At 59.0% G+C, this 24,551-nt stretch carries 29 protein-coding genes; 16 read left to right on the forward strand and 13 right to left on the reverse strand.

Annotated features, from left to right (window positions below):
• Positions 1–154 precede the first annotated feature (154 nt).
• From QMX93_RS20780 to QMX93_RS20800, 5 genes are read left to right on the forward strand one after another with little or no spacing between them, the layout of a single operon-like run.
• Complete coding sequence (locus QMX93_RS20780; RefSeq protein ID WP_212544072.1) at positions 155–562, forward strand: FagA protein; 408 nt, start codon at positions 155–157, stop codon at positions 560–562.
• Entirely contained in the window at positions 543–1,919 is a 1,377-nt protein-coding gene (locus tag QMX93_RS20785) for a class II fumarate hydratase (protein ID WP_282357827.1), read from the forward strand. Before QMX93_RS20780 ends, QMX93_RS20785 begins: the two co-directional genes overlap by 20 nt.
• Positions 1,920–1,946: 27 nt before the next feature.
• Positions 1,947–2,387 carry a hypothetical protein gene (locus QMX93_RS20790; protein WP_016984162.1) on the forward strand — a complete coding sequence of 147 codons (441 nt, stop codon included), beginning with the start codon at positions 1,947–1,949 and terminating at the stop codon, positions 2,385–2,387.
• Position 2,388: 1 nt separating this feature from the next.
• Complete coding sequence (locus QMX93_RS20795; RefSeq protein WP_053117092.1) at positions 2,389–3,000, forward strand: superoxide dismutase; 612 nt, start codon at positions 2,389–2,391, stop codon at positions 2,998–3,000.
• Positions 3,001–3,030: 30 nt separating this feature from the next.
• The gene (locus QMX93_RS20800) at positions 3,031–3,924 is read left to right on the forward strand and encodes a ZIP family metal transporter (RefSeq protein ID WP_053117093.1); all 894 of its coding nucleotides are present in this window, start codon (positions 3,031–3,033) and stop codon (positions 3,922–3,924) included.
• Positions 3,925–4,045: 121 nt separating this feature from the next.
• Here QMX93_RS20800 and QMX93_RS20805 read toward each other — a convergent pair whose 3' ends face one another.
• The 10 genes from QMX93_RS20805 to QMX93_RS20850 all read right to left on the reverse strand — a co-directional run bounded on the left by QMX93_RS20805 (position 4,046) and on the right by QMX93_RS20850 (position 11,068).
• Positions 4,046–4,321: an HPr family phosphocarrier protein gene (locus QMX93_RS20805; RefSeq protein ID WP_008085079.1), complete on the reverse strand. Its 276-nt coding sequence runs from the start codon at positions 4,319–4,321 to the stop codon at positions 4,046–4,048.
• A gap of 15 nt (positions 4,322–4,336) precedes the next feature.
• A complete protein-coding gene (gene rapZ, locus QMX93_RS20810) occupies positions 4,337–5,194 on the reverse strand; it encodes an RNase adapter RapZ (protein ID WP_282357828.1) in 858 nt (285 codons plus the stop codon).
• 2 nt (positions 5,195–5,196) lie between these two features.
• Positions 5,197–5,661, reverse strand: a complete 465-nt coding sequence (gene ptsN / locus QMX93_RS20815) for a PTS IIA-like nitrogen regulatory protein PtsN (protein WP_053117095.1) — start codon at positions 5,659–5,661, stop codon at positions 5,197–5,199.
• 11 nt (positions 5,662–5,672) lie between these two features.
• The gene (raiA, locus tag QMX93_RS20820; RefSeq protein ID WP_007912419.1) at positions 5,673–5,981 is read right to left on the reverse strand and encodes a ribosome-associated translation inhibitor RaiA; all 309 of its coding nucleotides are present in this window, start codon (positions 5,979–5,981) and stop codon (positions 5,673–5,675) included.
• A 73-nt stretch (positions 5,982–6,054) separates the two neighbouring features.
• Complete coding sequence (locus QMX93_RS20825) at positions 6,055–7,545, reverse strand: RNA polymerase factor sigma-54 (RefSeq protein ID WP_053117096.1); 1,491 nt, start codon at positions 7,543–7,545, stop codon at positions 6,055–6,057.
• 186 nt (positions 7,546–7,731) lie between these two features.
• Positions 7,732–8,457: an LPS export ABC transporter ATP-binding protein gene (gene lptB, locus QMX93_RS20830; RefSeq protein ID WP_053117097.1), complete on the reverse strand. Its 726-nt coding sequence runs from the start codon at positions 8,455–8,457 to the stop codon at positions 7,732–7,734.
• Complete coding sequence (gene lptA / locus QMX93_RS20835; RefSeq protein WP_053117099.1) at positions 8,457–9,002, reverse strand: lipopolysaccharide transport periplasmic protein LptA; 546 nt, start codon at positions 9,000–9,002, stop codon at positions 8,457–8,459. Before lptA ends, lptB begins: the two co-directional genes overlap by 1 nt.
• Positions 8,989–9,561, reverse strand: coding sequence for an LPS export ABC transporter periplasmic protein LptC (gene lptC, locus QMX93_RS20840; protein WP_053117101.1), 573 nt, complete (start codon positions 9,559–9,561; stop codon positions 8,989–8,991). Before lptC ends, lptA begins: the two co-directional genes overlap by 14 nt.
• Positions 9,562–9,569: 8 nt before the next feature.
• Positions 9,570–10,094 carry an HAD family hydrolase gene (locus QMX93_RS20845; protein WP_095119477.1) on the reverse strand — a complete coding sequence of 175 codons (525 nt, stop codon included), beginning with the start codon at positions 10,092–10,094 and terminating at the stop codon, positions 9,570–9,572.
• Positions 10,094–11,068: a KpsF/GutQ family sugar-phosphate isomerase gene (locus QMX93_RS20850; RefSeq protein ID WP_053117105.1), complete on the reverse strand. Its 975-nt coding sequence runs from the start codon at positions 11,066–11,068 to the stop codon at positions 10,094–10,096. The genes QMX93_RS20845 and QMX93_RS20850 overlap by 1 nt, the downstream gene beginning before the upstream one ends.
• A 275-nt stretch (positions 11,069–11,343) precedes the next feature.
• On the opposite strand from QMX93_RS20850, the gene QMX93_RS20855 reads away from it, so the two are divergent.
• The 10 genes from QMX93_RS20855 to hisC all read left to right on the forward strand — a co-directional run bounded on the left by QMX93_RS20855 (position 11,344) and on the right by hisC (position 19,288).
• On the forward strand, positions 11,344–12,153 hold the full coding sequence (locus QMX93_RS20855; RefSeq protein WP_159812156.1) for an ATP-binding cassette domain-containing protein: 810 nt from the start codon (positions 11,344–11,346) through the stop codon (positions 12,151–12,153).
• Positions 12,153–12,950, forward strand: coding sequence for a lipid asymmetry maintenance ABC transporter permease subunit MlaE (mlaE, locus tag QMX93_RS20860; RefSeq protein ID WP_053117109.1), 798 nt, complete (start codon positions 12,153–12,155; stop codon positions 12,948–12,950). Before QMX93_RS20855 ends, mlaE begins: the two co-directional genes overlap by 1 nt.
• Complete coding sequence (mlaD, locus tag QMX93_RS20865; RefSeq protein WP_053117111.1) at positions 12,950–13,417, forward strand: outer membrane lipid asymmetry maintenance protein MlaD; 468 nt, start codon at positions 12,950–12,952, stop codon at positions 13,415–13,417. Before mlaE ends, mlaD begins: the two co-directional genes overlap by 1 nt.
• 10 nt (positions 13,418–13,427) lie before the next feature.
• On the forward strand, positions 13,428–14,075 hold the full coding sequence (locus QMX93_RS20870; RefSeq protein WP_282357830.1) for an ABC transporter substrate-binding protein: 648 nt from the start codon (positions 13,428–13,430) through the stop codon (positions 14,073–14,075).
• On the forward strand, positions 14,072–14,377 hold the full coding sequence (locus QMX93_RS20875; protein ID WP_053117115.1) for an STAS domain-containing protein: 306 nt from the start codon (positions 14,072–14,074) through the stop codon (positions 14,375–14,377). The genes QMX93_RS20870 and QMX93_RS20875 overlap by 4 nt, the downstream gene beginning before the upstream one ends.
• A 115-nt stretch (positions 14,378–14,492) precedes the next feature.
• Entirely contained in the window at positions 14,493–14,732 is a 240-nt protein-coding gene (locus tag QMX93_RS20880; protein WP_007912386.1) for a BolA family protein, read from the forward strand.
• A gap of 22 nt (positions 14,733–14,754) precedes the next feature.
• Entirely contained in the window at positions 14,755–16,020 is a 1,266-nt protein-coding gene (gene murA / locus QMX93_RS20885) for a UDP-N-acetylglucosamine 1-carboxyvinyltransferase (RefSeq protein ID WP_053117117.1), read from the forward strand.
• Between the two features lie 127 nt (positions 16,021–16,147).
• Positions 16,148–16,783: an ATP phosphoribosyltransferase gene (gene hisG, locus QMX93_RS20890; protein ID WP_053117119.1), complete on the forward strand. Its 636-nt coding sequence runs from the start codon at positions 16,148–16,150 to the stop codon at positions 16,781–16,783.
• Positions 16,784–16,907: 124 nt separating this feature from the next.
• Positions 16,908–18,233 carry a histidinol dehydrogenase gene (gene hisD, locus QMX93_RS20895; RefSeq protein ID WP_212544069.1) on the forward strand — a complete coding sequence of 442 codons (1,326 nt, stop codon included), beginning with the start codon at positions 16,908–16,910 and terminating at the stop codon, positions 18,231–18,233.
• A gap of 2 nt (positions 18,234–18,235) precedes the next feature.
• Complete coding sequence (hisC, locus tag QMX93_RS20900; RefSeq protein WP_282357831.1) at positions 18,236–19,288, forward strand: histidinol-phosphate transaminase; 1,053 nt, start codon at positions 18,236–18,238, stop codon at positions 19,286–19,288.
• Between the two features lie 193 nt (positions 19,289–19,481).
• On the opposite strand, the gene QMX93_RS20905 is transcribed toward hisC, so the two are convergent.
• From QMX93_RS20905 to algW, 3 genes are all read right to left on the reverse strand, one after another.
• Positions 19,482–20,201, reverse strand: coding sequence for a DUF4198 domain-containing protein (locus QMX93_RS20905; protein ID WP_053117124.1), 720 nt, complete (start codon positions 20,199–20,201; stop codon positions 19,482–19,484).
• Positions 20,202–20,213: 12 nt separating this feature from the next.
• Positions 20,214–22,319 (reverse strand): TonB-dependent siderophore receptor, encoded by a 2,106-nt coding sequence (locus QMX93_RS20910; RefSeq protein WP_282357832.1) that lies wholly within the window; start codon positions 22,317–22,319, stop codon positions 20,214–20,216.
• An 88-nt stretch (positions 22,320–22,407) separates the two neighbouring features.
• Positions 22,408–23,565 carry a Do family serine endopeptidase AlgW gene (gene algW, locus QMX93_RS20915; protein WP_159812161.1) on the reverse strand — a complete coding sequence of 386 codons (1,158 nt, stop codon included), beginning with the start codon at positions 23,563–23,565 and terminating at the stop codon, positions 22,408–22,410.
• A 103-nt stretch (positions 23,566–23,668) separates the two neighbouring features.
• On the opposite strand from algW, the gene QMX93_RS20920 reads away from it, so the two are divergent.
• Positions 23,669–24,427: a Nif3-like dinuclear metal center hexameric protein gene (locus QMX93_RS20920; RefSeq protein ID WP_053117132.1), complete on the forward strand. Its 759-nt coding sequence runs from the start codon at positions 23,669–23,671 to the stop codon at positions 24,425–24,427.
• The last annotated feature ends 124 nt before the right edge of the window (positions 24,428–24,551 follow it).

Consider the following 24,551-nt stretch of genomic DNA (forward strand, 5'->3'; position numbering starts at 1 on the left):
GAGCTTGCTCGCGAAGGCGGCATGTCAGTCGACATCAATATTGGCTGACACGACGCCTTCGCGAGCAAGCTCGGCTCCTACAAAAGCGTGCGCTCTTGTTTTGGTTCTCATTATCATCTAATAATAAATCTCATTATCGGATGAGCCCCGGATCATGAGTTCTGCCTTGCACGAGCAGCCGTACCTCGAAAGCTGGCGCTGGATGAGTCGCCAGATCCGTTGCGCGATGGATCCTGACGAACCGCGCCTGATCGAACATTACCTGGCCGAGGGCCGGTACCTGTCTTGTTGCACCGCGACCTCACCTTGGACGGTCGCCGAAACCTCCTTCCGTTTGCTGCTCGACACGGCCACCGACATCGCGCTGCCGTGGCACTGGCGCAGCCTCTGTCTCGACCAAGCCTGGCGCCCGCTGCGTGAAATGGAGCGCCTGTCCCTGTGCAAATGCCGGCTCAAACGCTGGCAGCGCTACACCTGGCAGCTCGCCACTTGCGAGTTGCTTCCCTCGATTCCTCTCATTGAATTAGTCCAAGGATTTACAGATGACCAAGACACGTATTGAGCGCGACAGCATGGGCGAACTGCAGGTGCCGGTGGACGCTCTCTACGGCGCGCAGACCCAGCGCGCAGTGGATAACTTCCCGATCAGCGGCAAACCGATGCCCAAGCAATTCATCCGCGCGTTGATCCTCGCCAAAGCCGCCGCCGCCCGCGCCAACGTTGAGCTGAACCAGATCAGCGCCGCTCAAGGCAAAGCCATCAGCGACGCCGCGCAAGGCCTGCTCGAAGGCGACTTCATGCAGCATTTTCCGGTGGATATTTTCCAGACCGGCTCCGGCACCAGCTCCAACATGAACGCCAACGAAGTGATTGCCACCCTGGCCAGTCGCCTGATCGGCGAGCCGGTCAACGCCAACGATCACGTCAACTGCGGCCAGAGCAACAACGACATCATTCCGACCACCATCCACGTCAGCGCCGCGCTGGCCCTGCACGAACAATTGCTGCCGGCGCTGCTGCACTTGGTGCAAGTGATCGAGCACAAGGCCGGGCAAGTGCATCACCACGTTAAAACCGGTCGCACGCATTTGATGGACGCTATGCCGGTGCGCATGAGTCAGGTGCTCAACGGCTGGGCGCAGCAGCTCAAGGCCAACATCGCTCATCTGCAGGATTTGTTGCCGAGCCTGCAATCCCTCGCGCAGGGCGGCACAGCGGTCGGCACCGGGATCAACGCACATCCTGAGTTCGCCGCGCGTTTCAGCCGTCAGTTGAGCCAATTGACCGACGTGCAATTCACCCCGGGCAAAGACTTGTTCGCGCTGATCGGTTCGCAAGACACCGCCGTCGCAGTTTCCGGCCAACTCAAAGCCATCGCCGTCACTTTGATGAAAGTCGCCAACGACCTGCGCTGGATGAACTCCGGCCCGCTCGCCGGCCTCGGTGAAATCGAACTGGAAGCCCTGCAACCGGGCTCGTCGATCATGCCGGGCAAGGTCAATCCGGTGATTCCGGAAGCCACCGCCATGGTTGCCGCACAAGTGATCGGCAACGATTCGGTGATCACCATCGCCGGCCAGTCGGGCAACTTCGAATTGAACGTGATGCTGCCGATCATCGCGCAGAACCTGTTGAGCAGCATCGAACTGCTGGCCAATTCCAGCCGCCTGCTCGGCGACAAAGCCATCGCCAGCTTCAAGGTCAACGAATCGCGCTTGAAAGAAGCGTTGTCGCGCAACCCGATTCTGGTCACTGCACTCAACCCGATCATCGGTTACCAGAAAGCCGCCGAAATCGCCAAGCAGGCCTACAAAGAAGGCCGTCCGGTGATCGACGTCGCCCTGGAACACACCGATCTGTCACGCAGCCAACTGGAAGAGTTACTCAATCCCGAGAAACTCACCGCCGGCGGCGTGTAAACCCCGCAACCGCTTTGGAGGCTCACCATGGAGCACTGGAAACGCACGATCGAACGGGCTAATCGCTGCTTCATGCTGGGCGAACTGATCGACGCCCGTGAGGCTTACCTGCAAGCCCTGGCCCTGGCGCAAGTGTTGTTCGAACGCTGGGCGGACGCCGACGAAGCGGTGGCGGCTTGCGTCATCTCGCACCACAACCTCGCGGATTTGCACCTGCGTCTGAATCAGCCGGAGGAGAGCGCCGAATACCTCTGCGCCATCCATCAACGGCTGTTGCAAACCATGCAGGACGAACGCCAGCGCCTGGCATTGCGTGAAGCGGCGCTGCGCCAGAGCAGCAAGACCTACGTCGAGCTGCTGAATTTCATCAGCGAACACGGCGAATACCCGCGCACTCAACGCCTCTTGCACCCGGATACCGGCAATGCGCGCCGCGCGCCTGCCCCACATCACCATGGAGTCCATTGAAATGGCTTTTACCTTGCCTGCCTTGCCTTACGCCTACGACGCCCTCGAACCGCACATCGATGCGCAGACCATGGAGATTCACTACACCAAGCATCACCAGACTTACATCAACAACCTCAACGCCGCGGTAGAAGGCACTGAATACGCCGAGTGGCCGGTGGAAAAACTGGTCGCCAGCGTTAAAGATCTGCCGGAAAAACTTCGCGCGGCGGTGATCAATCAGGGCGGCGGTCACGCCAACCACTCGCTGTTCTGGGAAGTGATGGTGCCAAGCGGTGGCGGCAAACCGGATGGCGCGCTGGCCAAGGCGATTGATGAGCAATTGGGGGGCCTCGACAGTTTCAAGGAAGCCTTCACCAAAGCCGCACTGACCCGTTTCGGCAGCGGCTGGGCCTGGCTCAGCGTGACCCCGGAGAAAAAACTGATCGTGGAAAGCAGCGGCAACCAGGACAGCCCGTTGATGAACGGCAACACGCCGATTCTCGGTCTCGACGTCTGGGAACACGCCTACTACCTGCGCTATCAGAACCGTCGCCCGGAATACATCAATGCGTTCTACAACGTGATCAATTGGCCGGAAGTTGCTGCGCGCTATCAGGCCGCACTGGTTTAAGTCATCTATAAAAACAATCCAAGGCTGACTATGGGCACTGAAACACTGGCGATCGGAAGTGGGCGTATGTTTCGTTACGCAGTGGGATCGCTATTGCTGTTGGCGGGGATGACCTTGCTGGTTGCCCACGGACTGGCGTGGCTGAACCTCGAACCGCGACTGTTACGGGCGTTGCAGGGTGGTGCGATCTGCGCGCTCGGCACGGCGCTTGGTGCGGTGCCGGTGCTGGTGATTCGGCGCATGCCGCAGGCACTCAGCGATACGTTGCTGGGGTTTGGTGCCGGGGTGATGCTGGCGGCGACGGCGTTTTCGCTGATCGTGCCGGGCATCGCCGCTGCTGAGAGTCTTGGCCTGACGCCGTGGGGCGCCAGTGGCCTGATCTGCTTTGGCATCATGCTCGGTGCGTTCGGGTTGTATCTGGTTGATCTCAAAGTCTCGGGCGCGTCCCCGGAAATGCTCGTCGGCACTGTCGATCGCCCAGTGATTCCGCCACGGATCTGGTTGTTCGTGTTCGCCATCATTGCCCATAACATCCCTGAAGGCATGGCCGTCGGTGTGTCTGCCGGTGGCGGCATGCCGGATGCGGACAGCCTGGCCATGGGCATCGCTTTGCAGGATGTGCCGGAAGGTCTGGTGATTGCGTTGGTATTGGCCGGGGCGGGGATGTCGCGGGTCAAAGCGTTTTTGATCGGCGCGGCGTCTGGACTGGTTGAACCGGTGTTTGCGCTGTTGTGCGCGTGGCTGGTCAGTCTTGCGCAGGTGTTGTTGCCGTTAGGATTGGCGCTGGCGGCGGGGGCGATGCTGCTGGTGGTGACCCACGAAGTGATCCCCGAGTCGCGACGCAATGGTCATGACAAACTGGCCAGTCTTGGCTTGTTGAGCGGGTTTTGTTTGATGATGGTGATGGATACGGCGTTGGGTTGAAGCAGATCAAAAGATCGCAGCCTGCGGCAGCTCCTACAGGGATTATGTGCGCCGCGGGTAACCGTAATTGCCCCTTCCAATGTAGGAGCTGCCGCAGGCTGCGATCTTTTGCTTTTGACTTTCAACCACCCTCGTCAAAGTAGTTGTTGATCAACGCCACCAGCGCATCCAGCGCTTCCTGTTCCTGATGCCCTTCAGTACTCAGATAGATCTTGGTGCCCTTGCCAGCCGCCAGCATCATCATCGCCATGATGCTTTTGCCATCAACCGTGGTCTCTGGTGTGCGGCCCACTCTGATCGTGCAATCCGGATACTGCCCGGCCACGCCAACGAACTTGGCCGATGCGCGGGCATGCAGGCCCAGTTTGTTGATGATTTCGATTTCCAGAGCAGGCATCGCGGTGTGAATCCTTTAAGTGAGGTCGCGGTGGCGAACCTGGACGTTCTTCAGGGTTTTCTGCAGGGCCTGACCCAGACGTTCGGTCAGGTAGACGGAGCGGTGATGCCCGCCGGTGCAGCCAATGGCAATCGTGACGTAGGCGCGGTTGCTCGCTGCGAAGCGCGGCAGCCATTTGTGCAGGTAAGTGAAGATGTCCTGAAACATTTCTTCGACGTCAGGTTGCGCTGCCAGATATTCAGCCACCGGCGCATCGAGCCCTGATTGCGTACGCAGTTCCGGCTTCCAGTACGGGTTGGGCAGGCAGCGCACATCAAACACCAGATCGGCATCCACCGGCATGCCGCGCTTGAAGCCGAATGACTCAACCAGATACGCCGTGCCCGGCTCCGGCTGATTCAGCAGGCGCAGCTTGATGGTGTCGCGCAACTGGTACAGGTTCAGACTGGTGGTGTTGATCTTCAGATCAGCCAGGTCGGCGATCGGGCCGAGCAGGGCGGTTTCATCCTGAATCGCCTCGGCCAGCGAGCGGTTGGCATTGCTCAGCGGGTGGCGGCGGCGGGTCTCCGAGAAACGCTTGAGCAGGGTTTCCTCGTCGGCATCCAGGTACAACACATCGCATTGAATGTGCCGGCTACGGACGACTTCGAGCAATTCGGGAAAGCGTGACAAATGGCTTGGCAGGTTGCGCGCGTCAATCGATACGGCGACCAGCGGTTGCGCCAATTCGGTGTGAATCAGCGCTCGTTCGGCCAGTTCCGGCAGTAAACCCGCCGGCAGGTTGTCGATGCAGTAATAACCGTTGTCCTCAAGGACATCCAGTGCGGTGCTTTTACCCGAGCCGGAACGGCCACTGACGATGATCAAACGCATGATTACTGCCCGTTTTGCTCGTCCAGTACGACCTGGTACAAGGCTTCGTTGCTCGGAGCGCTGCGCAGTTTATCGCGCACATCCTTGCGATCCAGCATGCTGGCGATCTGGCGCAGTAATTCCAGGTGCGCATCGGTGGCGGCTTCCGGGACCAGCAGAACAAACAGCAGGTCAACCGGCGCGCCGTCGATGGCGTCGAAATCGATAGGGGCTTGAAGGTGCATCAACGCGCTGATTGGCGTTACACAACCTTTCAGGCGGCAATGGGGAATGGCGATGCCGTTGCCAAAACCGGTCGAACCGAGTTTTTCACGGGCAATCAGAGCCTCGAAGACATCTTGCATCTCCAGATCCGGCACTTCGCGGGCGATCAGGTTGGCAATTTGTTCGAGGGCTTTCTTTTTACTGCCGCCCGGCACGTTCACGAGGGAACGGCCGGGGGTCAGGATACTTTCAAGTCGGATCATGGAATGGGGGGTTATCGACCGGTCGCGCCCTGGAGGAGGCTCTGGGTCTTTTCCTTATGCTTTTTGAGTTGGCGATCCAGCTTGTCGGTCAGTGAGTCGATCGCAGCGTACATATCAGTATCTTCTGCGTTGGCGACCACTTCGCTGCCGGGAATATGCAAGGTGGCTTCGATTTTCTGCTTCAGCTTTTCGACACACATCGTGACTTGCACGTTGGTGATCTTGTCGAAATGTCGCTCCAGTCGTTGGAGTTTTTCCTCGATGTAGGAACGCAGAGGTTGGGTCACTTCCAGTTGGTGTCCACTGATGTTGACTTGCATACAGCTTCTCCTTCGTTGCCAGTGCATAAAGCGGCAGGCCGGATAGCCTGCCACTGGAACGCTGTAACGTGGCTTACATCAACCGCTTGCGTTCGCTCGAAGGCGCGATCCCGAGGGATTCGCGGTACTTGGCGACGGTGCGGCGAGCCACCTGAATGCCTTGTGCCTCCAGTAAACCAGCGATCTTGCTGTCACTCAACGGCTTTTTCTGATTTTCCGCGGCAACCAGTTTTTTGATGATCGCGCGGATCGCCGTGGACGAGCATTCACCGCCTTCAGAGGTGCTGACGTGGCTGGAGAAAAAGTATTTCAGTTCATAAATACCGCGCGGGGTATGCATGAATTTCTGCGTGGTCACCCGGGAAATCGTTGATTCGTGCATGCCCACCGCTTCGGCGATGTCGTGCAGCACCAACGGCTTCATGGCTTCGTCGCCGTACTCCAGAAAACCGCGCTGATGCTCGACGATCTGGGTGGCAACTTTCATCAGGGTTTCGTTGCGGCTCTGCAGGCTCTTGATGAACCAGCGGGCTTCCTGCAACTGATTGCGCATGAAAGTGTTGTCGGCGCTGGTGTCGGCGCGACGCACAAAGCCGGCGTACTGCGCGTTGACGCGCAGGCGTGGCATCGATTCCTGATTCAGCTCGACCAGCCAGCGCTCGTTGTCCTTGCGCACGATGACGTCAGGGACGACGTATTCGGCTTCGGTCGATTCGATCTGCGAGCCCGGACGCGGATTGAGGCTTTGTACCAGTTCGATGACCTGGCGCAGCTCGTCTTCCTTGAGCTTCATACGGCGCATCAACTGGCTGTAATCACGGCTGCCGAGCAAATCGATGTAATCGCTGACCAGACGTTTGGCTTCCGCCAGCCAAGGCGTCTTGGCCGACAGCTGACGCAATTGCAGCAGCAGGCATTCGCTGAGGTTGCGCGCGCCGATACCGGCCGGTTCAAATTGTTGAATGCGGTGCAGGACGGCTTCGATCTCATCCAGTTCGATGTCCAGTTCCGGATCGAACGCCTCGAGAATTTCTTCGAGGGTTTCGTCCAGGTAGCCCTGATTGTTGATGCAATCGATCAGGGTCACGGCGATCAGGCGATCGGTGTCGGACATCGGTGCGAGGTTGAGTTGCCACAGCAAGTGGCTTTGCAGGCTTTCGCCGGCGGAGGTGCGGGTGGTGAAATCCCACTCGTCATCATCGCTGCTGGGCAGGCTGCTGGCGCTGGTCTGGTAAACGTCTTCCCAGGCAGTGTCGACCGGAAGTTCGTTGGGGATGCGTTCGTTCCATTCGCCGTCTTCGAGGTTATCGACGGTCGGTGCGGCTTCCTGATAGGAAGGTTCCTGGATCTCGGTGGGCTTCTGTTCGGCGTTGTCGGCCATGGGATCCGAGTTGTCGAAGTCGTCGCCTTCTTCCTGGCGTTCGAGCATCGGATTGGATTCCAGAGCCTCCTGGATTTCCTGTTGCAGATCCAGGGTCGACAATTGGAGCAGGCGGATGGCCTGTTGCAGCTGCGGTGTCATCGTCAGCTGCTGGCCCATTCTCAAGACTAGCGATGGTTTCATGGCAGGGGCTTAACACCTTATTCGCCGGCGCTATGCGCCATCCACTACAGGGCGCCGAAGCGCCAAACTTAAGCAAATTATATGCCTGAAACTGAAGTGTTTGCCTAGAGCGCTGTAACAATTAAGCGTATTAAATCCAGCTTGAATCGATACAGCACTCCGGCTGCGCACCGGGCACTGTGACGCTTACAGGCGGAACTCGTGACCCAGATACACTTCCTTGACCAGTTCGTTGGCCAGGATGGTTTCGGCGTCACCTTCGGCGATCAGTTGACCGTCGTTGACGATGTAAGCGGTTTCGCAGATATCCAGCGTCTCGCGGACGTTGTGGTCGGTGATCAGGACACCGATGCCCTTGGCCTTGAGGTGGTGGATGATCTGCTTGATGTCGCCGACCGAGATCGGGTCGACACCGGCGAACGGTTCGTCGAGCAGGATGAATTTTGGCGCGGTGGCCAGTGCGCGAGCGATTTCCACCCGGCGACGTTCACCACCGGACAGGCTCATGCCGAGGTTGTCGCGGATGTGCGTGATGTGGAATTCCTGCAACAGGCTTTCCAGCTCTTTGCGGCGACCGGCCTTGTCGAGTTCCTGACGGGTCTCGAGGATGGCCATGATGTTGTCGGCCACCGACAGTTTGCGGAAGATCGACGCTTCTTGCGGCAGATAGCCGATACCGGCCTTGGCACGACCGTGCATTGGCTGGTGGCTGACGTCCAGATCGTCGATCAGCACGCGGCCCTGATCGGCCTGTACCAAACCTACGATCATGTAGAAGCAGGTGGTTTTACCGGCACCGTTCGGGCCAAGCAAACCAACAATCTGGCCGCTGTCGATCGACAGGCTGACGTCACGCACGACCTGGCGGCTTTTATAGGCCTTGGCCAGGTGCTGAGCTTTCAGAGTTGCCATTACTGGGTCTTCTCGTCGGTTTTCTTCTTCGGCTGGATCACCATGTCGATACGCGGACGCGATTCGGTGACTTTGCTGCCGGTAGCGCGACCGGCGCTGGCCAGTTTCTTCACGGTGTCATAGACGATTTTCTCGCCCTGAGTCGTGTTGTTGTCCTTGTCGACGACCTTGGCCTTGTCGATCAGCACGACGCGGTTTTGCGCGGCGTGGTACTGAATCGTCACGCCCCAGCCCTGTACAGGCTTGGCGTCACCCTGGGTTTGCAGTTGCTCGAAGTAGGCAAGGTTACCCACCGACGTTACAACGTCGATATCGCCGGCTGGCGTGCGGGTGATAGTCACCGTATTGCCTTTAACGATCATCGAACCCTGGGTGATGATCACATCACCTTTATAGGTGGCGATGCCGTTCTTGTCGTCCAGTTGGGCGTCGTCGGCCTGAATACGGATAGGTTGCTGCTGATCGTTCGGCAGAGCCCAGGCGCTCACGCTTCCCAGTGCTGCGCCCAGACTGAGCAAAATAGGGAGGGTTTTAACGAGCCTCATACTGTCCTCTTACGTTCGATAGCAGGTGTATCCTGCTTTCCTTCAGGTACGCTTTCATGCCAACGCCGGTTGATACACCGCCAGCGCCGTCGATTCTAACGGGTTGCTCGGTCTGCGCATATTGCTCCTGCGGGAACACGGTCATGCGCGTGGAAGTGACCAGCAGGTCGCGGTTTTGTTCGTCAGTGCGTTTGATACGCACCGAGTCAATCAATTCTACTTGTGTACCGCCCGGATTCACTTCTCCGCGCTCGCTGGTCACGTGCCACGGAAAGTCAGTGCCGCGGTACATGTTCAGGTCGGGTTTGGTGACCAGAACAATGTCGGTTGCCTTGACGTGCTCGGCTTTGTCCGACGTCATTTCATACTGCACGCCGCCATCCGGCAGATATTGCAGAGTGTGCGTGTTGGTCGCGTACCAGTCGATCGGGTTTTCCTCGGTCGTCACTGGCGGCTTGTCGAGAAAGCGTTCCGGGCTGATGTTCCAGTAGCCGACCGCAGCAAACAGCGCAGCGATGCAGCCAAACAGCAGGAAGGTGCGAAATTTTTTGCTGAACATGGTTTGGCTCACAGGTACGCGGCGTTGGCCGCATCGAGGCGGCCCTGGGCGCGCAGGATCAATTCGCAGAATTCGCGGGCAGCACCTTCGCCGCCTCGGGCCCGGGTCACGCCATGGGCGTGTTCGCGGACGAAATCAGCAGCGTTGGCAACCGCCATGCCCAGGCCTACGCGGCGGATCACCGGCAGGTCAGGAAGGTCGTCACCGAGGTAGGCGACCTGTTCATAGCTTAGGCCCAGTTGTTCAAGTAGACCGTCGAGAACGACCAATTTGTCTTCACGCCCCTGAAAAAGGTGCGGGATGCCCAAATTTTTCGCCCGACGTTCAACCACTGGTGTCTTTCGACCGCTGATGATGGCGGTTTGCACGCCAGCGTTCATCAACATTTTGATGCCTTGACCGTCGAGTGTATTGAAAGTCTTGAATTCGCTGCCGTCTTCAAGGAAGTACAGGCGCCCGTCAGTGAGGACGCCATCGACGTCGAACACCGCCAGTTTGATCGCTTTGCCGCGTTGCAGCAGATCGTTGCTCATTACATGACTCCTGCGCGCAGCAGATCGGAGAGGTTGAAGGCGCCAATCGGGCGATCATCCTCATCGACGACTACCAATGCGTTGATTCGGTGGTCTTCCATGATTTTCAGCGCTTCGGCAGCGAGCATGTCGGGCCGGGCGGTTTTGCCGTGAGCGGTCATCACCTGGTCGATGGTCGCGCTGCGGATATCGATGCTGCGATCCAGCGTGCGGCGCAAATCACCGTCGGTGAAGATCCCGGCGAGTTTACCGTCGGCTTCAACAATGGCGGTCATGCCCAGACCCTTGCGGGTCATTTCCATCAAGGCATCTTTGAGCAGGGTGCCGCGTTGTACTTGCGGCAGCTCCTGACCAGCGTGCATGACGTTTTCGACTTTCAGCAGCAGACGACGGCCCAATGCACCACCGGGATGGGAAAACGCGAAATCTTCAGCGGTAAAACCGCGAGCTTCGAGCAGCGCCACCGCCAGGGCATCGCCCATGACCAGTGCAGCCGTCGTCGACGAGGTCGGTGCCAGGTTGAGCGGGCAGGCTTCGTGCTCGACGTGAACGTTGAGATTGACCTCGGCAGCCTTGGCCAGCGGCGATTGTGGATTGCCGGTGACGCTGATCAACTGGATACCCAGGCGTTTGATCAACGGCAGCAGGGTGACGATCTCGTTGGTCGAGCCCGAATTGGACAGGGCCAGAATCACGTCATCACGAGTGATCATGCCCATGTCGCCATGGCTGGCTTCGGCCGGGTGCACGAAGAATGCAGGGGTGCCGGTGCTGGCCAGGGTCGCGGCAATCTTGTTGCCGATGTGCCCGGATTTGCCCATGCCGACCACGACTACACGGCCCTTACTGGCCAGAATCATCTCGCAAGCGCGTACGAAATCGGCGTCGATATGGGGCAGCAAGCCTTGAACGGCTTCCACTTCGAGGCGGATGGTGCGTTGTGCCGATTGAATCAGGTCGCTGGTTTGGCTCATGTCAGAAATCGTATAGCCCGATGAAAAGGCGGCGATTATAGCGGTTATGTGGCAAAGCCTCACGCAAGTTCGTCGTGCTTTGTCATTCGCCGTAACTAAAAGCCCGAAAAAGCGTCTGTAACCCTGTCATATCGTTGAACACGGCCCGGCACAAGCCTTGGGCGCGCGCCCTTTGCAGTGATATAGTTCGCCGCCAGTTCGGCCTGCCCGGGATGTATGTGCTTTTCCAGGAAAGCCTGGCGTCCGAGTGAGAGGCTGCATCGCAAGGAGTTTAGATGAGTGCCGATAACGCCTACGCGGTCGAGCTGAAGGGAGTCTCCTTCAAGCGCGGTGCGCGCAGCATTTTCAATAACGTCGATATCCGTATCCCGCGCGGCAAGGTCACCGGCATCATGGGGCCTTCCGGGTGTGGCAAGACCACGCTGCTGCGGTTGATGGGCGCACAATTGCGTCCAACCAGCGGTGAGGTCTGGGTCAACGGTCAGAACCTGCCGAAGCTTTCGCGCAGCGATCTGTTCGACGCGCGCAAGCACATGGGTGTGCTGTTTCAAAGTGGCGCCCTGTTCACCGATCTCGATGTTTTCGAGAACGTCGCTTTTCCCCTGCGCGTTCATACCGAATTGCCGGAAGAAATGATCCGCGACATCGTCCTGCTCAAATTGCAGGCGGTGGGTTTGCGCGGCGCCATCGAGCTGATGCCCGATGAGCTGTCCGGTGGCATGAAACGTCGTGTTGCATTGGCCCGCGCCATTGCCCTCGATCCACAGATTCTCATGTATGACGAACCGTTCGTCGGCCAGGATCCGATCGCCATGGGCGTGTTGGTGCGCCTGATCCGTCTGCTCAACGATGCGCTGGGGATCACCAGTATCGTGGTTTCCCACGATCTGGCCGAGACCGCGAGCATCGCCGACTACATTTATGTCGTCGGTGATGGTCAGGTGTTGGGGCAGGGCACGCCGGACGAGTTGATGAACTCGGACGAGCCGCGTATCCGTCAATTCATGACCGGCAACCCGGATGGCCCGGTGGCGTACCACTTTCCAGCGACGGATTACCGCGCAGATCTTCTGGGGAAGCGTTGATGCGCAGACTTTCATTAATAGAACGCGTACGCCGTTTCGGCGCAGCTGCGATCGACGCCATTGCGGTGTTCGGTCGGGCAACGTTGTTCCTGTTTCATGCCTTGCTGGGGCGTGGCGGTATCAGCGGTGGCTTCGGCCTGCTGGTCAAGCAGCTGCATTCAGTCGGCGTGATGTCGCTGGTGATCATTGTTGTTTCCGGGATTTTCATCGGCATGGTGCTGGCGCTGCAGGGCTTCAGCATTCTGTCGAGCTACGGTTCGGAGCAGGCGGTCGGGCAGATGGTTGCGCTGACGTTGCTGCGTGAACTCGGCCCGGTCGTCACTGCTCTACTGTTCGCCGGGCGTGCCGGTTCTGCGCTGACTGCAGAAATCGGCAACATGAAGTCCACCGAACAGCTGTCCAGCCTGGAAATGATCGGCGTCGACCCACTCAAGTACATCATTGCCCCGCGTCTGTGGGCCGGCTTCATTTCCCTGCCGGTGCTGGCGATGATTTTCAGCGTGGTGGGTATCTGGGGCGGTTCGTGGGTGGCTGTCGACTGGTTGGGCGTGTATGAAGGTTCCTACTGGGCGAACATGCAAAACAGCGTCAACTTCACCAGCGATGTGCTCAATGGCGTCATCAAGAGTGTAGTTTTTGCCTTTGTCGTCACCTGGATCGCCGTATTCCAAGGCTATGACTGCGAGCCCACTTCCGAGGGGATCAGTCGTGCCACCACCAAGACTGTGGTATTTGCCTCGCTGGCAGTGCTCGGCCTGGACTTTATTCTGACCGCTTTGATGTTTGGAGATTTCTGATGCAAAACCGCACCCTGGAAATCGGTGTCGGCCTGTTCCTGCTGGCAGGGATCCTGGCTTTGCTGCTGCTTGCACTGCGCGTCAGTGGTCTGTCTCCGACATCGACCACCGACACGTATAAACTTTATGCCTACTTTGACAATATCGCCGGTTTGACGGTCAGAGCCAAAGTGACCATGGCCGGTGTAACCATCGGCAAGGTCACGGCGATCGATCTGGATCGCGACAGCTTCACCGGTCGGGTGACCCTGCAAGTGGATAAAAAGGTCGACAACCTGCCGACTGACTCCACAGCGTCTATCCTGACCGCTGGTCTGCTGGGCGAGAAGTACATCGGTATCAGCGTCGGTGGCGAAGACAAGCCGCTGACGGATGGCGGAACCATCCACGACACGCAGTCGTCTCTGGTACTGGAAGACCTGATCGGTAAATTTCTGCTCAATACCGTTAGCAAAGATGCCAAATGAGGAGCTTTGAATGATCTCTATCTTGCGACGCAGTCTGTTGGTATTACTCGCGGCCCTGCCGTTGATGGGTAATGCCGTTGCTGCTGTGACTTCGGCACATGATCTGGTTCAGGACACAACCACCCGGTTGCTGGCCGACCTGGCTGCCAACAAAGAAAAGTACAAGCAGGATCCGAGCGATTTCTACACCGCGCTCAACACCATCGTCGGACCGGTAGTGGACGCCGAGGGCATCTCCAAAAGCATCATGACGGTCAAGTATTCGCGCAAGGCCACCCCTGCGCAGATGAAGACCTTCGAAGAAAACTTCAAGAAAGGTCTGTTCCAGTTCTACGGCAACGCCTTGCTTGAATACAACAACCAGGGCATTACCGTCGATCCTGCCAAGGATGAGTCGGGCGATCGCACCAGTGTTGGCATGGTTGTGAAGGGCAGCAGCGGCGCGATCTATCCAGTGCAATACACGCTGGAGAAGATCAACGGCGAGTGGAAGCTGCGCAACGTGATCATCAACGGCATCAACATTGGCAAACTGTTCCGTGACCAGTTCGCTGACGCGATGCAGCGCAATGGCAACGACCTCGACAAGACCATCAACGGTTGGGCGGGTGAAGTGGCCAAGGCCAAGGAATCCACCGAAAAGAACCCAGCGCAATGAATGAGGCAGCAGTTCGTATGAGTGATGTCGACGAGCTATTGCTCAGCGGAGTGCTGGATTACCGCACCGGCCCTGACTTGCGAAAGGAAGGGCAGGCGTTGATCAAGTCCAGCAAGGCGTCATCGCTGGTCATCGATTGTTCGGCAGTGAAGAAGTCCAGCAGCGTCGGCCTGTCGTTGCTGCTGTGCTTCATGCGCGATGCGCAAGCGGCCGGCAAGGCTGTGAGCATCCGCGCAATGCCCGAAGACATGCGCGAAATCGCTCAGGTCAGCGAACTGACCGAGCTGTTGGCGCATCCCTGAACCCGCATCTATAAAGAAGCCCCCCGTCAGAGTCCTGCCATGCGGGGTTCGCAGGCGCGGGGCTTTTTTGTATGATGTCCGACCCGTGCGCACAGGGCGCCGATTGAGGTTGAGCATGCAGGCCGTAGAAGTGAAGAGCTTCCTTGAAGGAAAGCTGCCCGGAACGTTGGTAGAAGTTGAGGGCGAAGGCTGCAATTTCCAGCTGAACGTGATTAGCGATGAACTGGCGGCGTTGAGCCCGGTGAAGCGTCAGCAGCAGATCTATGCCCATTTGAACCCATGGATCACCGATGGCAGCATCCATGCGGTCACTATGAAATTTTTCAGCAGCGCGGCCTGGGCCGAGCGCACCTGAGCCTAAGGGCGTCGAGATTCTTATGGATAAATTGATTATTACCGGTGGCGCTCGTCTTGATGGCGAGATCCGCATTTCCGGGGCAAAGAACTCTGCCCTGCCGATCCTGGCTGCCACGCTGCTGTGCGATGGCCCGGTGACCGTTGGCAACCTGCCGCACCTGCACGACATCACCACCATGATCGAGCTGTTTGGTCGCATGGGCATTGAGCCGGTGATCGACGAGAAACTCAGCGTCGAAATCGACCCGCGCACCATCAAGACCCTGATCGCCCCGTACGAACTGGTGAAAACCATGCGTGCGTCGATCCTGGTACTGGGCCCGATGGTTGCCCGTTTCGGTGAAGCCGAAGTCGCACTGCCTGGCGGTTGCGCCATTGGTTCGCGTCCGGTCGACCTGCACATCCGTGGTCTTGAAGCCATGGGCGCGGTCATCGACGTCGAAGGCGGCTACATCAAGGCCAAGGCGCCTGAAGGTGGCCTGCGCGGTGCAAGCTTCTTCTTCGATACCGTCAGTGTGACCGGTACCGAGAACATCATGATGGCCGCTGCTCTGGCCAAGGGCCGCAGCGTGTTGCAGAACGCCGCTCGCGAACCTGAAGTGGTTGACCTGGCGAACTTCCTCAACGCCATGGGCGCCAAGGTCTCCGGCGCCGGCACCGACACCATCACCATTGATGGCGTCGAGCGTCTGGGTTCGTGCTTCTACAAAGTGATGCCTGACCGTATCGAAACCGGCACCTACCTGGTCGCTGCTGCCGTGACCGGTGGCCGCGTCAAGGTCAAGGACACCGATCCGACCATCCTCGAAGCCGTTCTGGATAAACTCCGTGAAGCCGGCGCAGAAATCACCTGCGGTGAAGACTGGATCGAGCTGAACATGCACGGCAAACGTCCGAAAGCCGTGAACGTGCGCACCGCGCCGTACCCGGCTTTCCCGACTGACATGCAGGCACAGTTCATCTCGCTCAACGCCATTGCCGAAGGCACCGGTGCGGTGATCGAGACGATCTTCGAAAACCGTTTCATGCACGTATACGAACTGCACCGCATGGGCGCCAAGATCCAGGTCGAAGGCAACACTGCCATCGTTACCGGTACTGAAGTTCTCAAGGGCGCGCCAGTCATGGCCACCGACCTGCGTGCTTCGGCCAGCCTGGTGATCTCGGCTCTGGTTGCTGAAGGCGACACCCTGATCGACCGCATCTACCACATAGACCGTGGTTACGAGTGCATCGAAGAAAAACTGCAGATGCTGGGCGCCAAGATCCGTCGCGTTCCGGGCTGATTGCTGCACGTGGACACAGGGACGTGTCCGTTGAATTCGTTTTGAGTCGAGCCGGTTTCCGGCTCGATGTGTGTCCGGCGCCGATTGCGACCGGGCATGAGTACCTTGATAAGGACTGACGTTTCCCATGTTGACCATCGCACTGTCCAAGGGCCGCATCCTTGACGACACCCTGCCGCTTCTCGCCGAAGCGGGCATCGTGCCGACCGAGAATCCGGACAAGAGCCGCAAGCTGATTATTCCTACGACTCAGCCAGACGTACGTCTGCTGATCGTGCGCGCCACTGACGTGCCGACCTATGTCGAGCATGGCGCGGCCGACCTCGGCGTCGCCGGTAAAGACGTGTTGATGGAATACACCGGCCAGGGCCTGTACGAGCCACTGGATCTGCAAATCGCGCAGTGCAAACTGATGACCGCCGGCAAGATCGGTGCGCCAGAGCCCAAGGGCCGTCTGCGCGTGGCGACCAAGTTCGTCAACGTCGCCAAGCGTTACTACGCCGAGCAGGGCCGTCAGGTCGACATCATCAAGCTTTACGGCTCGATGGAGCTGGCACCGCTGATCGGTCTCGCCGACAAGATCATCGACGTCGTCGACACCGGCAACACCCTGCGCGCCAACGGTCTGGAACCTCAGGAACTGATCGCCACGATCAGCTCGCGCCTGGTGGTCAACAAGGCTTCGATGAAAATGCAACACGCCCGAATCCAGGCGTTGATCGACACCCTGCGCAATGCAGTGGAGTCTCGACACCGCGGCTGATTTACCTGCGCGACCCTGGGTCGCGCCGTCTATCCGCCTCATAGCCAGAATTCTCAGGTGCCTAAGCGGATCGAATGATAGTTTCGGCGCCTGAGTTTTTTGCCATTCCTATGAGGCTCTCGCTATGACCGCAACGACTGCAATTCGCCGACTCAACGCTGCTGACCCGGATTTCGCGCATCATCTGGATCATCTGCTGAGCTGGGAAAGTGTGTCTGACGACTCGGTCAATCAGCGCGTGCTGGACATCATCAAGGCTGTGCGCGAACGCGGTGACGCGGCGCTGGTCGAGTTCACCCAGAAGTTCGACGGCCTCGAAGTCGCGTCGATGGCCGACCTGATCCTGCCGCGCGAGCGTCTGGAACTGGCGCTGACGCGCATCACCGTGCCGCAGCGCGAAGCACTGGAAAAAGCCGCCGCCCGCGTGCGCAGCTACCACGAAAAACAGAAGCAGGATTCCTGGAGCTACACCGAGGCTGACGGCACCGTGCTGGGCCAGAAGGTCACGCCGCTGGATCGCGCCGGTCTGTACGTGCCGGGTGGCAAGGCGTCGTACCCATCCTCTGTATTGATGAACGCGATTCCGGCCAAGGTTGCTGGCGTGACCGAAGTGGTCATGGTCGTGCCGACCCCGCGCGGTGAGATCAACGAGCTTGTGCTGGCGGCGGCGTGCATCGCTGGCGTTGACCGCGTGTTCACCATCGGTGGCGCACAAGCCGTTGCCGCGTTGGCGTACGGCACCGAAAGCGTGCCGAAAGTCGACAAGGTGGTTGGCCCGGGCAACATCTATGTCGCCACGGCCAAGCGCCACGTGTTCGGTCAGGTTGGCATCGACATGATTGCCGGCCCTTCGGAAATTCTCGTGGTGTGCGACGGCCAGACCGATCCGGACTGGATCGCCATGGACCTGTTCTCGCAAGCCGAGCACGACGAAGACGCGCAGGCGATTCTGGTCAGCCCGGACGCCGAGTTCCTCGACAAGGTCGCCGCCAGCATCGACAAACTGCTGCCGACCATGGATCGCGCGACCATCATCGAAACCTCGATCAATGGCCGTGGTGCGTTGATTCACGTGAAGGACATGGCCCAAGCCATCGAAGTCGCCAACCGCATCGCCCCGGAACACTTGGAGTTGTCGGTCGCTGATCCGCAAGCCTGGCTGCCGCAGATCCGCCACGCCGGCGCGATCTTTATGGGCCGTCACACCTCCGAAGCGCTGGGCGATTACTGCGCGGGCCCGAACCACGTATTGCCGACCTCCGGCACCGCGCGGTTTTCGTCGCCGCTGGGTGTGTATGACTTCCAGAAACGTTCGTCGATCATCTTCTGCTCCGAGGCCGGTGCCTCTGAGCTGGGCAAGACTGCGTCGATTCTGGCCCGTGGCGAATCGCTGAGCGCCCACGCGCGCAGCGCCGAATACCGCATCAAAGACGAATCGAAGGGGAACTGAACATGAGTAAATTCTGGAGCCCGTTCGTTAAAGATCTGGTGCCGTACGTGCCGGGCGAACAACCGAAGCTGACCAAACTGGTCAAGCTCAACACCAACGAAAACCCGTACGGGCCATCGCCAAAAGCCTTGGCGGCCATGCAGGTCGAGCTGAATGACAACCTGCGTCTGTACCCGGATCCGAACAGCGATCTGCTGAAAACCGCAGTCGCCAACTACTACAGCGTGCAGAGCAATCAGGTGTTCCTCGGCAACGGTTCGGATGAAGTGCTCGCGCACATTTTCCACGGTCTGCTGCAACACGATCAGCCGCTGCTGTTCCCGGACATCAGCTACAGCTTCTATCCGGTTTACTGCGGTTTGTACGGCATCAAGTTTGATGCGGTGCCGCTGGACGCACAGTTCCAGATCGACCCGGCCGACTACGCCAAGCCGAACGGCGGGATCATTTTCCCTAACCCGAACGCCCCGACCGGTTGCCTGCTGGCGCTGGAAGCGGTCGAGCAAATCCTCAAGGCCAGCCCGGATTCTGTGGTGGTTGTTGATGAGGCGTATATCGACTTCGGCGGCGAGACGGCGATCAGTCTGGTCGATCGTTATCCGAATCTGCTGGTGACGCAGACCCTGTCCAAATCGCGCTCGCTGGCCGGTTTGCGCGTGGGGCTGGCGGTGGGGCATCCGGACTTGATCGAGGCGCTGGAGCGGATCAAGAACAGCTTCAACTCCTATCCGCTGGATCGTCTGGCGATTGTCGGTGCTGCTGCCGCGTTCGAAGATCGCGAGTATTTCGACAAGACCTGCCGGTTGGTGATCGAGAGCCGCGAGTGGGTGATCGCTCAGTTGCAGGCCAAGGGTTTTGAGGTGTTGCCGTCGGCGGCGAACTTCATCTTTGCGCGGCATCCGCAGCATGATGCGGCGGGGCTGGCGGCTAAATTGCGCGAGCAAGGCGTGATTGTGCGGCACTTCAAGCAAGAGCGGATTGCGCAGTTCCTGCGGATTTCGATTGGCACGCCGGAGCAGAATCAGGCGCTGATCGACGGTCTGGGCGACCTTTAAAGGCAAGAGCCCCTCACCCTAACCCTCTCCCAAAGGGAGAGGGGACTGATTGGGGGATGCTGTTGAATTGCACCGACCTGATGCTGCTTTACCGAATCCATAATCGACTCGGTCTTTCAGGTCGATGTACACCGCAAGACACCTCGGTCGGCTCCCTCTCCCTCTGGGAGAGGGCTGGGGTGAGGGTCTGCTCTTATTCGTGATGCGGTTCGCCAAGGAATGTCAGCGAACTAAACAACCCACGACTATTCACATCAGCACTGTCCTTCACCGGCACCTCAACCTGCGCCGCAATCACATTCAGCCCTTCATTTCTCACCAATACTTGCGCACGGCCATCCTTATCCGTCTCGGCGCTCAACGTGTTCGGCGCATTGCGATAGTCGCCAATCAACTTCACGCCCGCCGCCGGTTTGCCATCCAGCAACACCCGCACCGGCAATGATTTCCCCGGCCCCACCGTCAGTGGATCAACCTCCGGCACAATCAGCAGCTTGATCTGATCCAGCTTCGGCAACTTCGCCCCCGGCTGATAAATCGCCAGACTGTATTTAAACGTCTCCGTCGCCTCGACAGCGCCCGGTACTTTGCTGCGGCCTTCATTTACCCACTTCTTGTCAGCCGTCTGCGACCACATGCCGTTATTCAGCGCCACGGCCATCACCGCAGGCGACTTCAGCGGTTTCAAACGTGCGTGATCGGCGAGTCGCTCAACGCTGACCGGAATCATTTTTCCGCCCGCGTCATAAGCCCAGGCGCCGCTGATTTTCTGCGCCTTGAACGCGTTGTCTTCGGCGCCATGGCCGTAGATCACTTCGATATTGCCGCGCCGTTGTTCGGTCCACAGGCCATGAGCCGAGACTTGGCCGGCGAACAGGGCGGCGATGAGCACGAGGGTTTTGCCGTATTGCATGGTGACGTCCTTTTACAGATTGAGTGTCAGGCTGACGGTGAAATTGCGCGGCTCGCCGGGGTTGACCCAGTAATTGCTGTACGAGCGCTCGTAGTATTTTTCGTCGAAAACATTGTTCAGATTCAGGCCGACGGTGACGTTGTCGCTGGCCTTGTAGTGGGCCAGCAGGTCGACGGTGTGATAGGCCGGCAATTCAAAATCGCTGCCGGATTCACCGGAACGGTCGCCGACATAATTGAACGCCGCGCCGACGTCCGAGCCGCGCAAACGGCCATCCTGAAACTCATACACCCCGAGCAGACTGCCGCTGCGTTTGGCCACGCCGAGGATGCGGCTGCCGGTGGGAATCACCGCGTCACCCTGAGTGACTTCGGCGTCGATATAAGCGAAGGCACCGATCACCCGCACCGCATCGGTGACTTGCCCGGTGACTTGCCAATCGAAGCCGCGACTGCGCGCCTTGCCCATCGCGCGGCTGGTGTCGGTGCCCGGGTCGAGGGCGAGGACGTTTTCCTTGTCGATGTGGAAGAAGGCGAGGGTGCTGCTCAGGCGCTCGTCGAACAGCTCGTTCTTGATGCCGACTTCGTAGCCGACGCCTTCTTCCGGGTCGAAGGATTTGCCGGACGCGTCGAGGCCATTGTTCGGTTTGAACGAGGTCGAGGCGTTGGCGAACAGACCGGTTTGCGGCGTCAGTTGATAGAGCAGGCCGGCGCGTTGGGTGAGGGCGTCATGCCGTTGGTTGCTTGTGGCGTTGCGGCTGTGATCGTCGATGTGTTGATCGAAATGTTCGAAACGCGCACCGATCATCCCGCGCAGTTTGTCGGTGAAGATGATTTGATCCTGCAGGTTCAGCGCATGGCTTTCGACGTGTTCGAACGTATCCGTGCCCGAGCGTGCACCGTTGGGTTTCGGCTGGCCGTAGATCGGGTTGTAGATGTCAATCGCGTAGGGGCCGCCAGCAATCGTGGTGACGCGCTCGTTCTTGCGGAAGTTCTCGTACTCGCTGCCGATCAGCAGTTCGTGTTGCCACGGGCCGAGGTCGAACAGGCCACGCAGCTCCAGTTGGGTGATGCTGTCGTGCCAGTTGGTGTCGCGCTCGCGATAGCGGCGGTTGACGGTGTGGCCGTCGGCGTTCAGCGGACGCGCTTCCGAAGCGAAGCCCCAGAGTTTGCCGTCCTTGTAATGGCTGGCCAGGCGCAACTTCCAGCTGTCGTTGAGGTGATGTTCGAGGGTCGCTTGCAGCAGGTTGTTGTGGTTGTCGATGTTGCCGTCGTTGGGTTCACCGAGGAAGGTCGAGCGCGACACGCCGCTCCATCTGTTGTTCGGCGCAACGATGCCGCGATCAAACGTGGAGCTGAGGCGGACGATTTCGCTTTCCACCAACAGCGACATGTCCGGGTTCAATTGCCAACTGATCGAAGGCGCGACGAACACGCGCTTGCTGTCGACGTGGTCGCGAAAACTGTTGTTGTCCTCCACCGCGAGGTTGATCCGCGAGAGCACATCGCCCTGATCATCCAGCGGCGTGTTGACGTCCAGCGCGGTGCGATAACGATCCCAACTGCCGGCGCTGGTTTGCAGGGTGGTAAACGCTTCGGGCTGCGGTTTCTTGGTGACGATGTTCACCGTGCCGCCCGGATCGCCTCGGCCATACAGGCTGGCGGCCGGGCCTTTGAGCACTTCAATGCGTTCGATGTTGGCCGCATCTGGCTTGCTCGGGTAACCGCGATTGGCGCTGAAACCGTCCTTGTAGAACTCAGAGGTGGTGAAGCCGCGCACGCTGTACTCGTAAAGCGTCAGGCCGCCGAAGTTGTTCTGCTTCGACACGCCGCCAGCAAAATCCAATGCGCGCTCGACGCTGGTGCTGCCCAGATCCTTGAGCACGCTGGCGGGTACTACGCTGATTGCTTGCGGGATATCACGAATCGCCGTGTCGGTTTTGGTAGCACTGGATGAACGCGTGGCGCGATAACCCTTGACCGGGCCGGTTGGCGATTCGTAATCGGAGATGACGCTGATGGCGTCGAGTTCGAGGGGTTGCGTTTCTTCGGCGAAGGCTGGATCAACCAGCAAACCGAGGCTCAGGCCGAGCAGGGAGGCCTTTGTTCGAGACGACATGTTATGTTGTTCCAATTCCTATAATTGAAACAATATAACATGCCTTTTGAGAATGTCTTTTATTCGCGCGCCTGGCGCGAAAAAAGTTTTACTCTTCTTTTTCCTGCACTGGCGCCGGTGGTGGACGCAGGCCGATTTCAGCGGTGAGCTTCAACTCCTTGCCGTTGCGCATCACCTGAATCGTCACCTTGTCAGTCGGTTTGATCCGCGCAACCTGGTTCATCGAGCGACGACCATCACCCGCCGGCTCGCCATCAATGCTCAGGATCACGTCACCCAATTGCAGGCCGGCCTTCTGTGCCGGGCCATCGCGGAAGATCCCCGCCACGACGATCCCCGGACGCCCGGACAAGCCAAACGACTCGGCCAGTTCCTGGGTCAGCGGCTGCACTTCAATCCCCAGCCAGCCACGGATCACTTGGCCGTGTTCGATGATCGACTTCATCACTTCCATCGCCAGTTTCACCGGAATGGCAAAACCGATGCCCTGCGAGCCCCCGGACTTGGAGAAAATCGCCGTGTTGATGCCGGTGAGGTTGCCGTTGGCATCGACCAGCGCGCCGCCGGAGTTGCCCGGGTTGATCGCCGCGTCGGTCTGGATGAAGTCTTCGTAGTTGTTCAGGCCCAACTGGTTGCGGCCGGTGGCGCTGATGATGCCCATGGTCACGGTCTGGCCGACACCGAACGGGTTGCCGATGGCCAGCGCGACATCGCCGATACGGATGTTGTCAGAGCGGCCGACAGTGATCGCCGGCAGGTTTTTCAAATCGATCTTGAGGACAGCGAGGTCGGTTTCCGGGTCGCTGCCGATGACGCGGGCGAGGGTTTCACGACCGTCCTTCAACGCCACGACGATCTGATCGGCGCCGCTGGTGACGTGGTTGTTGGTGAGGATGTAGCCTTCCGGGCTCATGATCACGCCGGAACCGAGGCTCGATTCCATACGCTTTTGCTTCGGCGAGTTGTCACCGAAGAAGCGGCGGAACTGCGGGTCTTCGAACAGCGGATGGTTCGGCTTGTTGATGACTTTGGTGGTGTACAAGTTGACCACCGACGGCGCCGCGATGGTCACCGCGTCGGCATAGGACACCGGGCCCTGCTGCACGCTGGTGGTTTGCGGGGCCTGTTGCAGGTTGACGTCGAGGCTCGGCAGCCCGACCCATTGCGGGTAACGCTGAATAATCAACAGAGCGATAAGCACACCGGCCAACAACGGCCAGCCCATAAAACGCAGCGCCTTGAACATTAAGCACGTCCTGGAAAAGTTGCAGGCGGGGTCAGACCGCCCATAATGTCGCGCATTATACGAGGCCGCGCGTGCCTCTGAACGGGATATTTAGGAGTCTTTCATGGCCGTTGCCCTCAGCACCCTCGTCGAAGAAGCCGACCGTTACCTTGGCAGTGCGAAAATCGCCGATTATTGCCCCAACGGCTTGCAGGTCGAAGGCCGGCCGCAGGTGATGCGTATTGTCAGTGGCGTCACTGCCAGTCAGGCCTTGCTCGACGCTGCCGTTGAGGCCGGGGCGGATCTGGTGCTAGTGCATCACGGTTACTTCTGGAAGGGCGAAAACCCGTGCATCACCGGCATGAAACAGCGCCGGTTGAAGACGCTGCTCAAGCACGACATCAGCTTGCTCGCCTATCACTTGCCGCTGGATCTGCACCCGGACGTGGGCAATAACGTGCAACTGGCGCGTCAGTTGGACATCACGGTGGAAGGGCCGCTGGATCCGGATAACCTGAAAATCGTCGGCCTGGTCGGCTCGTTGAAAGACCCGATGACCGCCCGCGACTTCGCCCGCAAAGTGCAGGAAGTCATGGGCCGTGAGCCGCTGCTGATTGAAGGCAACCCGATGATTCGTCGGGTCGGTTGGTGCACTGGCGGTGGCCAAGGCTACATCGATCACGGCGTCGCGGCGGGTGTCGATTTGTTCCTCAGTGGCGAAGCGTCTGAGCAGACTTTCCACAGCGCTCGCGAAAACGACATCAGCTTCATCGCCGCCGGCCACCACGCCACCGAACGCTACGGCGTGCAGGCACTGGGCGACTACCTGGCAAAACGCTTCGCCCTCGAACACATCTTCATCGACATCCCCAACCCGATCTAACTGACACGACCTCTGTAGGAGCTGCCGAAGGCCGCGATCTTTTGATCTTTAAAAACAAGATCAAAAGATCGCGGCCTTCGGCAGCTCTTACAGGGGCGGGTTGGCCGAACTGGTGGGCATATTC

This window comes from Pseudomonas sp. PS01303, from assembly GCF_029959385.1.
GTDB lineage: Bacteria > Pseudomonadota > Gammaproteobacteria > Pseudomonadales > Pseudomonadaceae > Aquipseudomonas > Aquipseudomonas rustica.

Bases quoted from the DNA above. Each gene is read 5' to 3' on its own strand.
- QMX93_RS20780 (WP_212544072.1), top strand. From the start codon at position 155: ATGAGTTCTGCCTTGCACGAGCAGCCGTACCTCGAAAGCTGGCGCTGG.
- QMX93_RS20785 (WP_282357827.1), top strand. From the start codon at position 543: ATGACCAAGACACGTATTGAGCGCGACAGCATGGGCGAACTGCAGGTG.
- QMX93_RS20790 (WP_016984162.1), top strand. From the start codon at position 1,947: ATGGAGCACTGGAAACGCACGATCGAACGGGCTAATCGCTGCTTCATG.
- QMX93_RS20795 (WP_053117092.1), top strand. From the start codon at position 2,389: ATGGCTTTTACCTTGCCTGCCTTGCCTTACGCCTACGACGCCCTCGAA.
- QMX93_RS20800 (WP_053117093.1), top strand. From the start codon at position 3,031: ATGGGCACTGAAACACTGGCGATCGGAAGTGGGCGTATGTTTCGTTAC.
- QMX93_RS20805 (WP_008085079.1), bottom strand. From the start codon at position 4,321: ATGCCTGCTCTGGAAATCGAAATCATCAACAAACTGGGCCTGCATGCC.
- rapZ (WP_282357828.1), bottom strand. From the start codon at position 5,194: ATGCGTTTGATCATCGTCAGTGGCCGTTCCGGCTCGGGTAAAAGCACC.
- ptsN (WP_053117095.1), bottom strand. From the start codon at position 5,661: ATGATCCGACTTGAAAGTATCCTGACCCCCGGCCGTTCCCTCGTGAAC.
- raiA (WP_007912419.1), bottom strand. From the start codon at position 5,981: ATGCAAGTCAACATCAGTGGACACCAACTGGAAGTGACCCAACCTCTG.
- QMX93_RS20825 (WP_053117096.1), bottom strand. From the start codon at position 7,545: ATGAAACCATCGCTAGTCTTGAGAATGGGCCAGCAGCTGACGATGACA.
- lptB (WP_053117097.1), bottom strand. From the start codon at position 8,457: ATGGCAACTCTGAAAGCTCAGCACCTGGCCAAGGCCTATAAAAGCCGC.
- lptA (WP_053117099.1), bottom strand. From the start codon at position 9,002: ATGAGGCTCGTTAAAACCCTCCCTATTTTGCTCAGTCTGGGCGCAGCA.
- lptC (WP_053117101.1), bottom strand. From the start codon at position 9,561: ATGTTCAGCAAAAAATTTCGCACCTTCCTGCTGTTTGGCTGCATCGCT.
- QMX93_RS20845 (WP_095119477.1), bottom strand. From the start codon at position 10,094: ATGAGCAACGATCTGCTGCAACGCGGCAAAGCGATCAAACTGGCGGTG.
- QMX93_RS20850 (WP_053117105.1), bottom strand. From the start codon at position 11,068: ATGAGCCAAACCAGCGACCTGATTCAATCGGCACAACGCACCATCCGC.
- QMX93_RS20855 (WP_159812156.1), top strand. From the start codon at position 11,344: ATGAGTGCCGATAACGCCTACGCGGTCGAGCTGAAGGGAGTCTCCTTC.
- mlaE (WP_053117109.1), top strand. From the start codon at position 12,153: ATGCGCAGACTTTCATTAATAGAACGCGTACGCCGTTTCGGCGCAGCT.
- mlaD (WP_053117111.1), top strand. From the start codon at position 12,950: ATGCAAAACCGCACCCTGGAAATCGGTGTCGGCCTGTTCCTGCTGGCA.
- QMX93_RS20870 (WP_282357830.1), top strand. From the start codon at position 13,428: ATGATCTCTATCTTGCGACGCAGTCTGTTGGTATTACTCGCGGCCCTG.
- QMX93_RS20875 (WP_053117115.1), top strand. From the start codon at position 14,072: ATGAATGAGGCAGCAGTTCGTATGAGTGATGTCGACGAGCTATTGCTC.
- QMX93_RS20880 (WP_007912386.1), top strand. From the start codon at position 14,493: ATGCAGGCCGTAGAAGTGAAGAGCTTCCTTGAAGGAAAGCTGCCCGGA.
- murA (WP_053117117.1), top strand. From the start codon at position 14,755: ATGGATAAATTGATTATTACCGGTGGCGCTCGTCTTGATGGCGAGATC.
- hisG (WP_053117119.1), top strand. From the start codon at position 16,148: ATGTTGACCATCGCACTGTCCAAGGGCCGCATCCTTGACGACACCCTG.
- hisD (WP_212544069.1), top strand. From the start codon at position 16,908: ATGACCGCAACGACTGCAATTCGCCGACTCAACGCTGCTGACCCGGAT.
- hisC (WP_282357831.1), top strand. From the start codon at position 18,236: ATGAGTAAATTCTGGAGCCCGTTCGTTAAAGATCTGGTGCCGTACGTG.
- QMX93_RS20905 (WP_053117124.1), bottom strand. From the start codon at position 20,201: ATGCAATACGGCAAAACCCTCGTGCTCATCGCCGCCCTGTTCGCCGGC.
- QMX93_RS20910 (WP_282357832.1), bottom strand. From the start codon at position 22,319: ATGTCGTCTCGAACAAAGGCCTCCCTGCTCGGCCTGAGCCTCGGTTTG.
- algW (WP_159812161.1), bottom strand. From the start codon at position 23,565: ATGTTCAAGGCGCTGCGTTTTATGGGCTGGCCGTTGTTGGCCGGTGTG.
- QMX93_RS20920 (WP_053117132.1), top strand. From the start codon at position 23,669: ATGGCCGTTGCCCTCAGCACCCTCGTCGAAGAAGCCGACCGTTACCTT.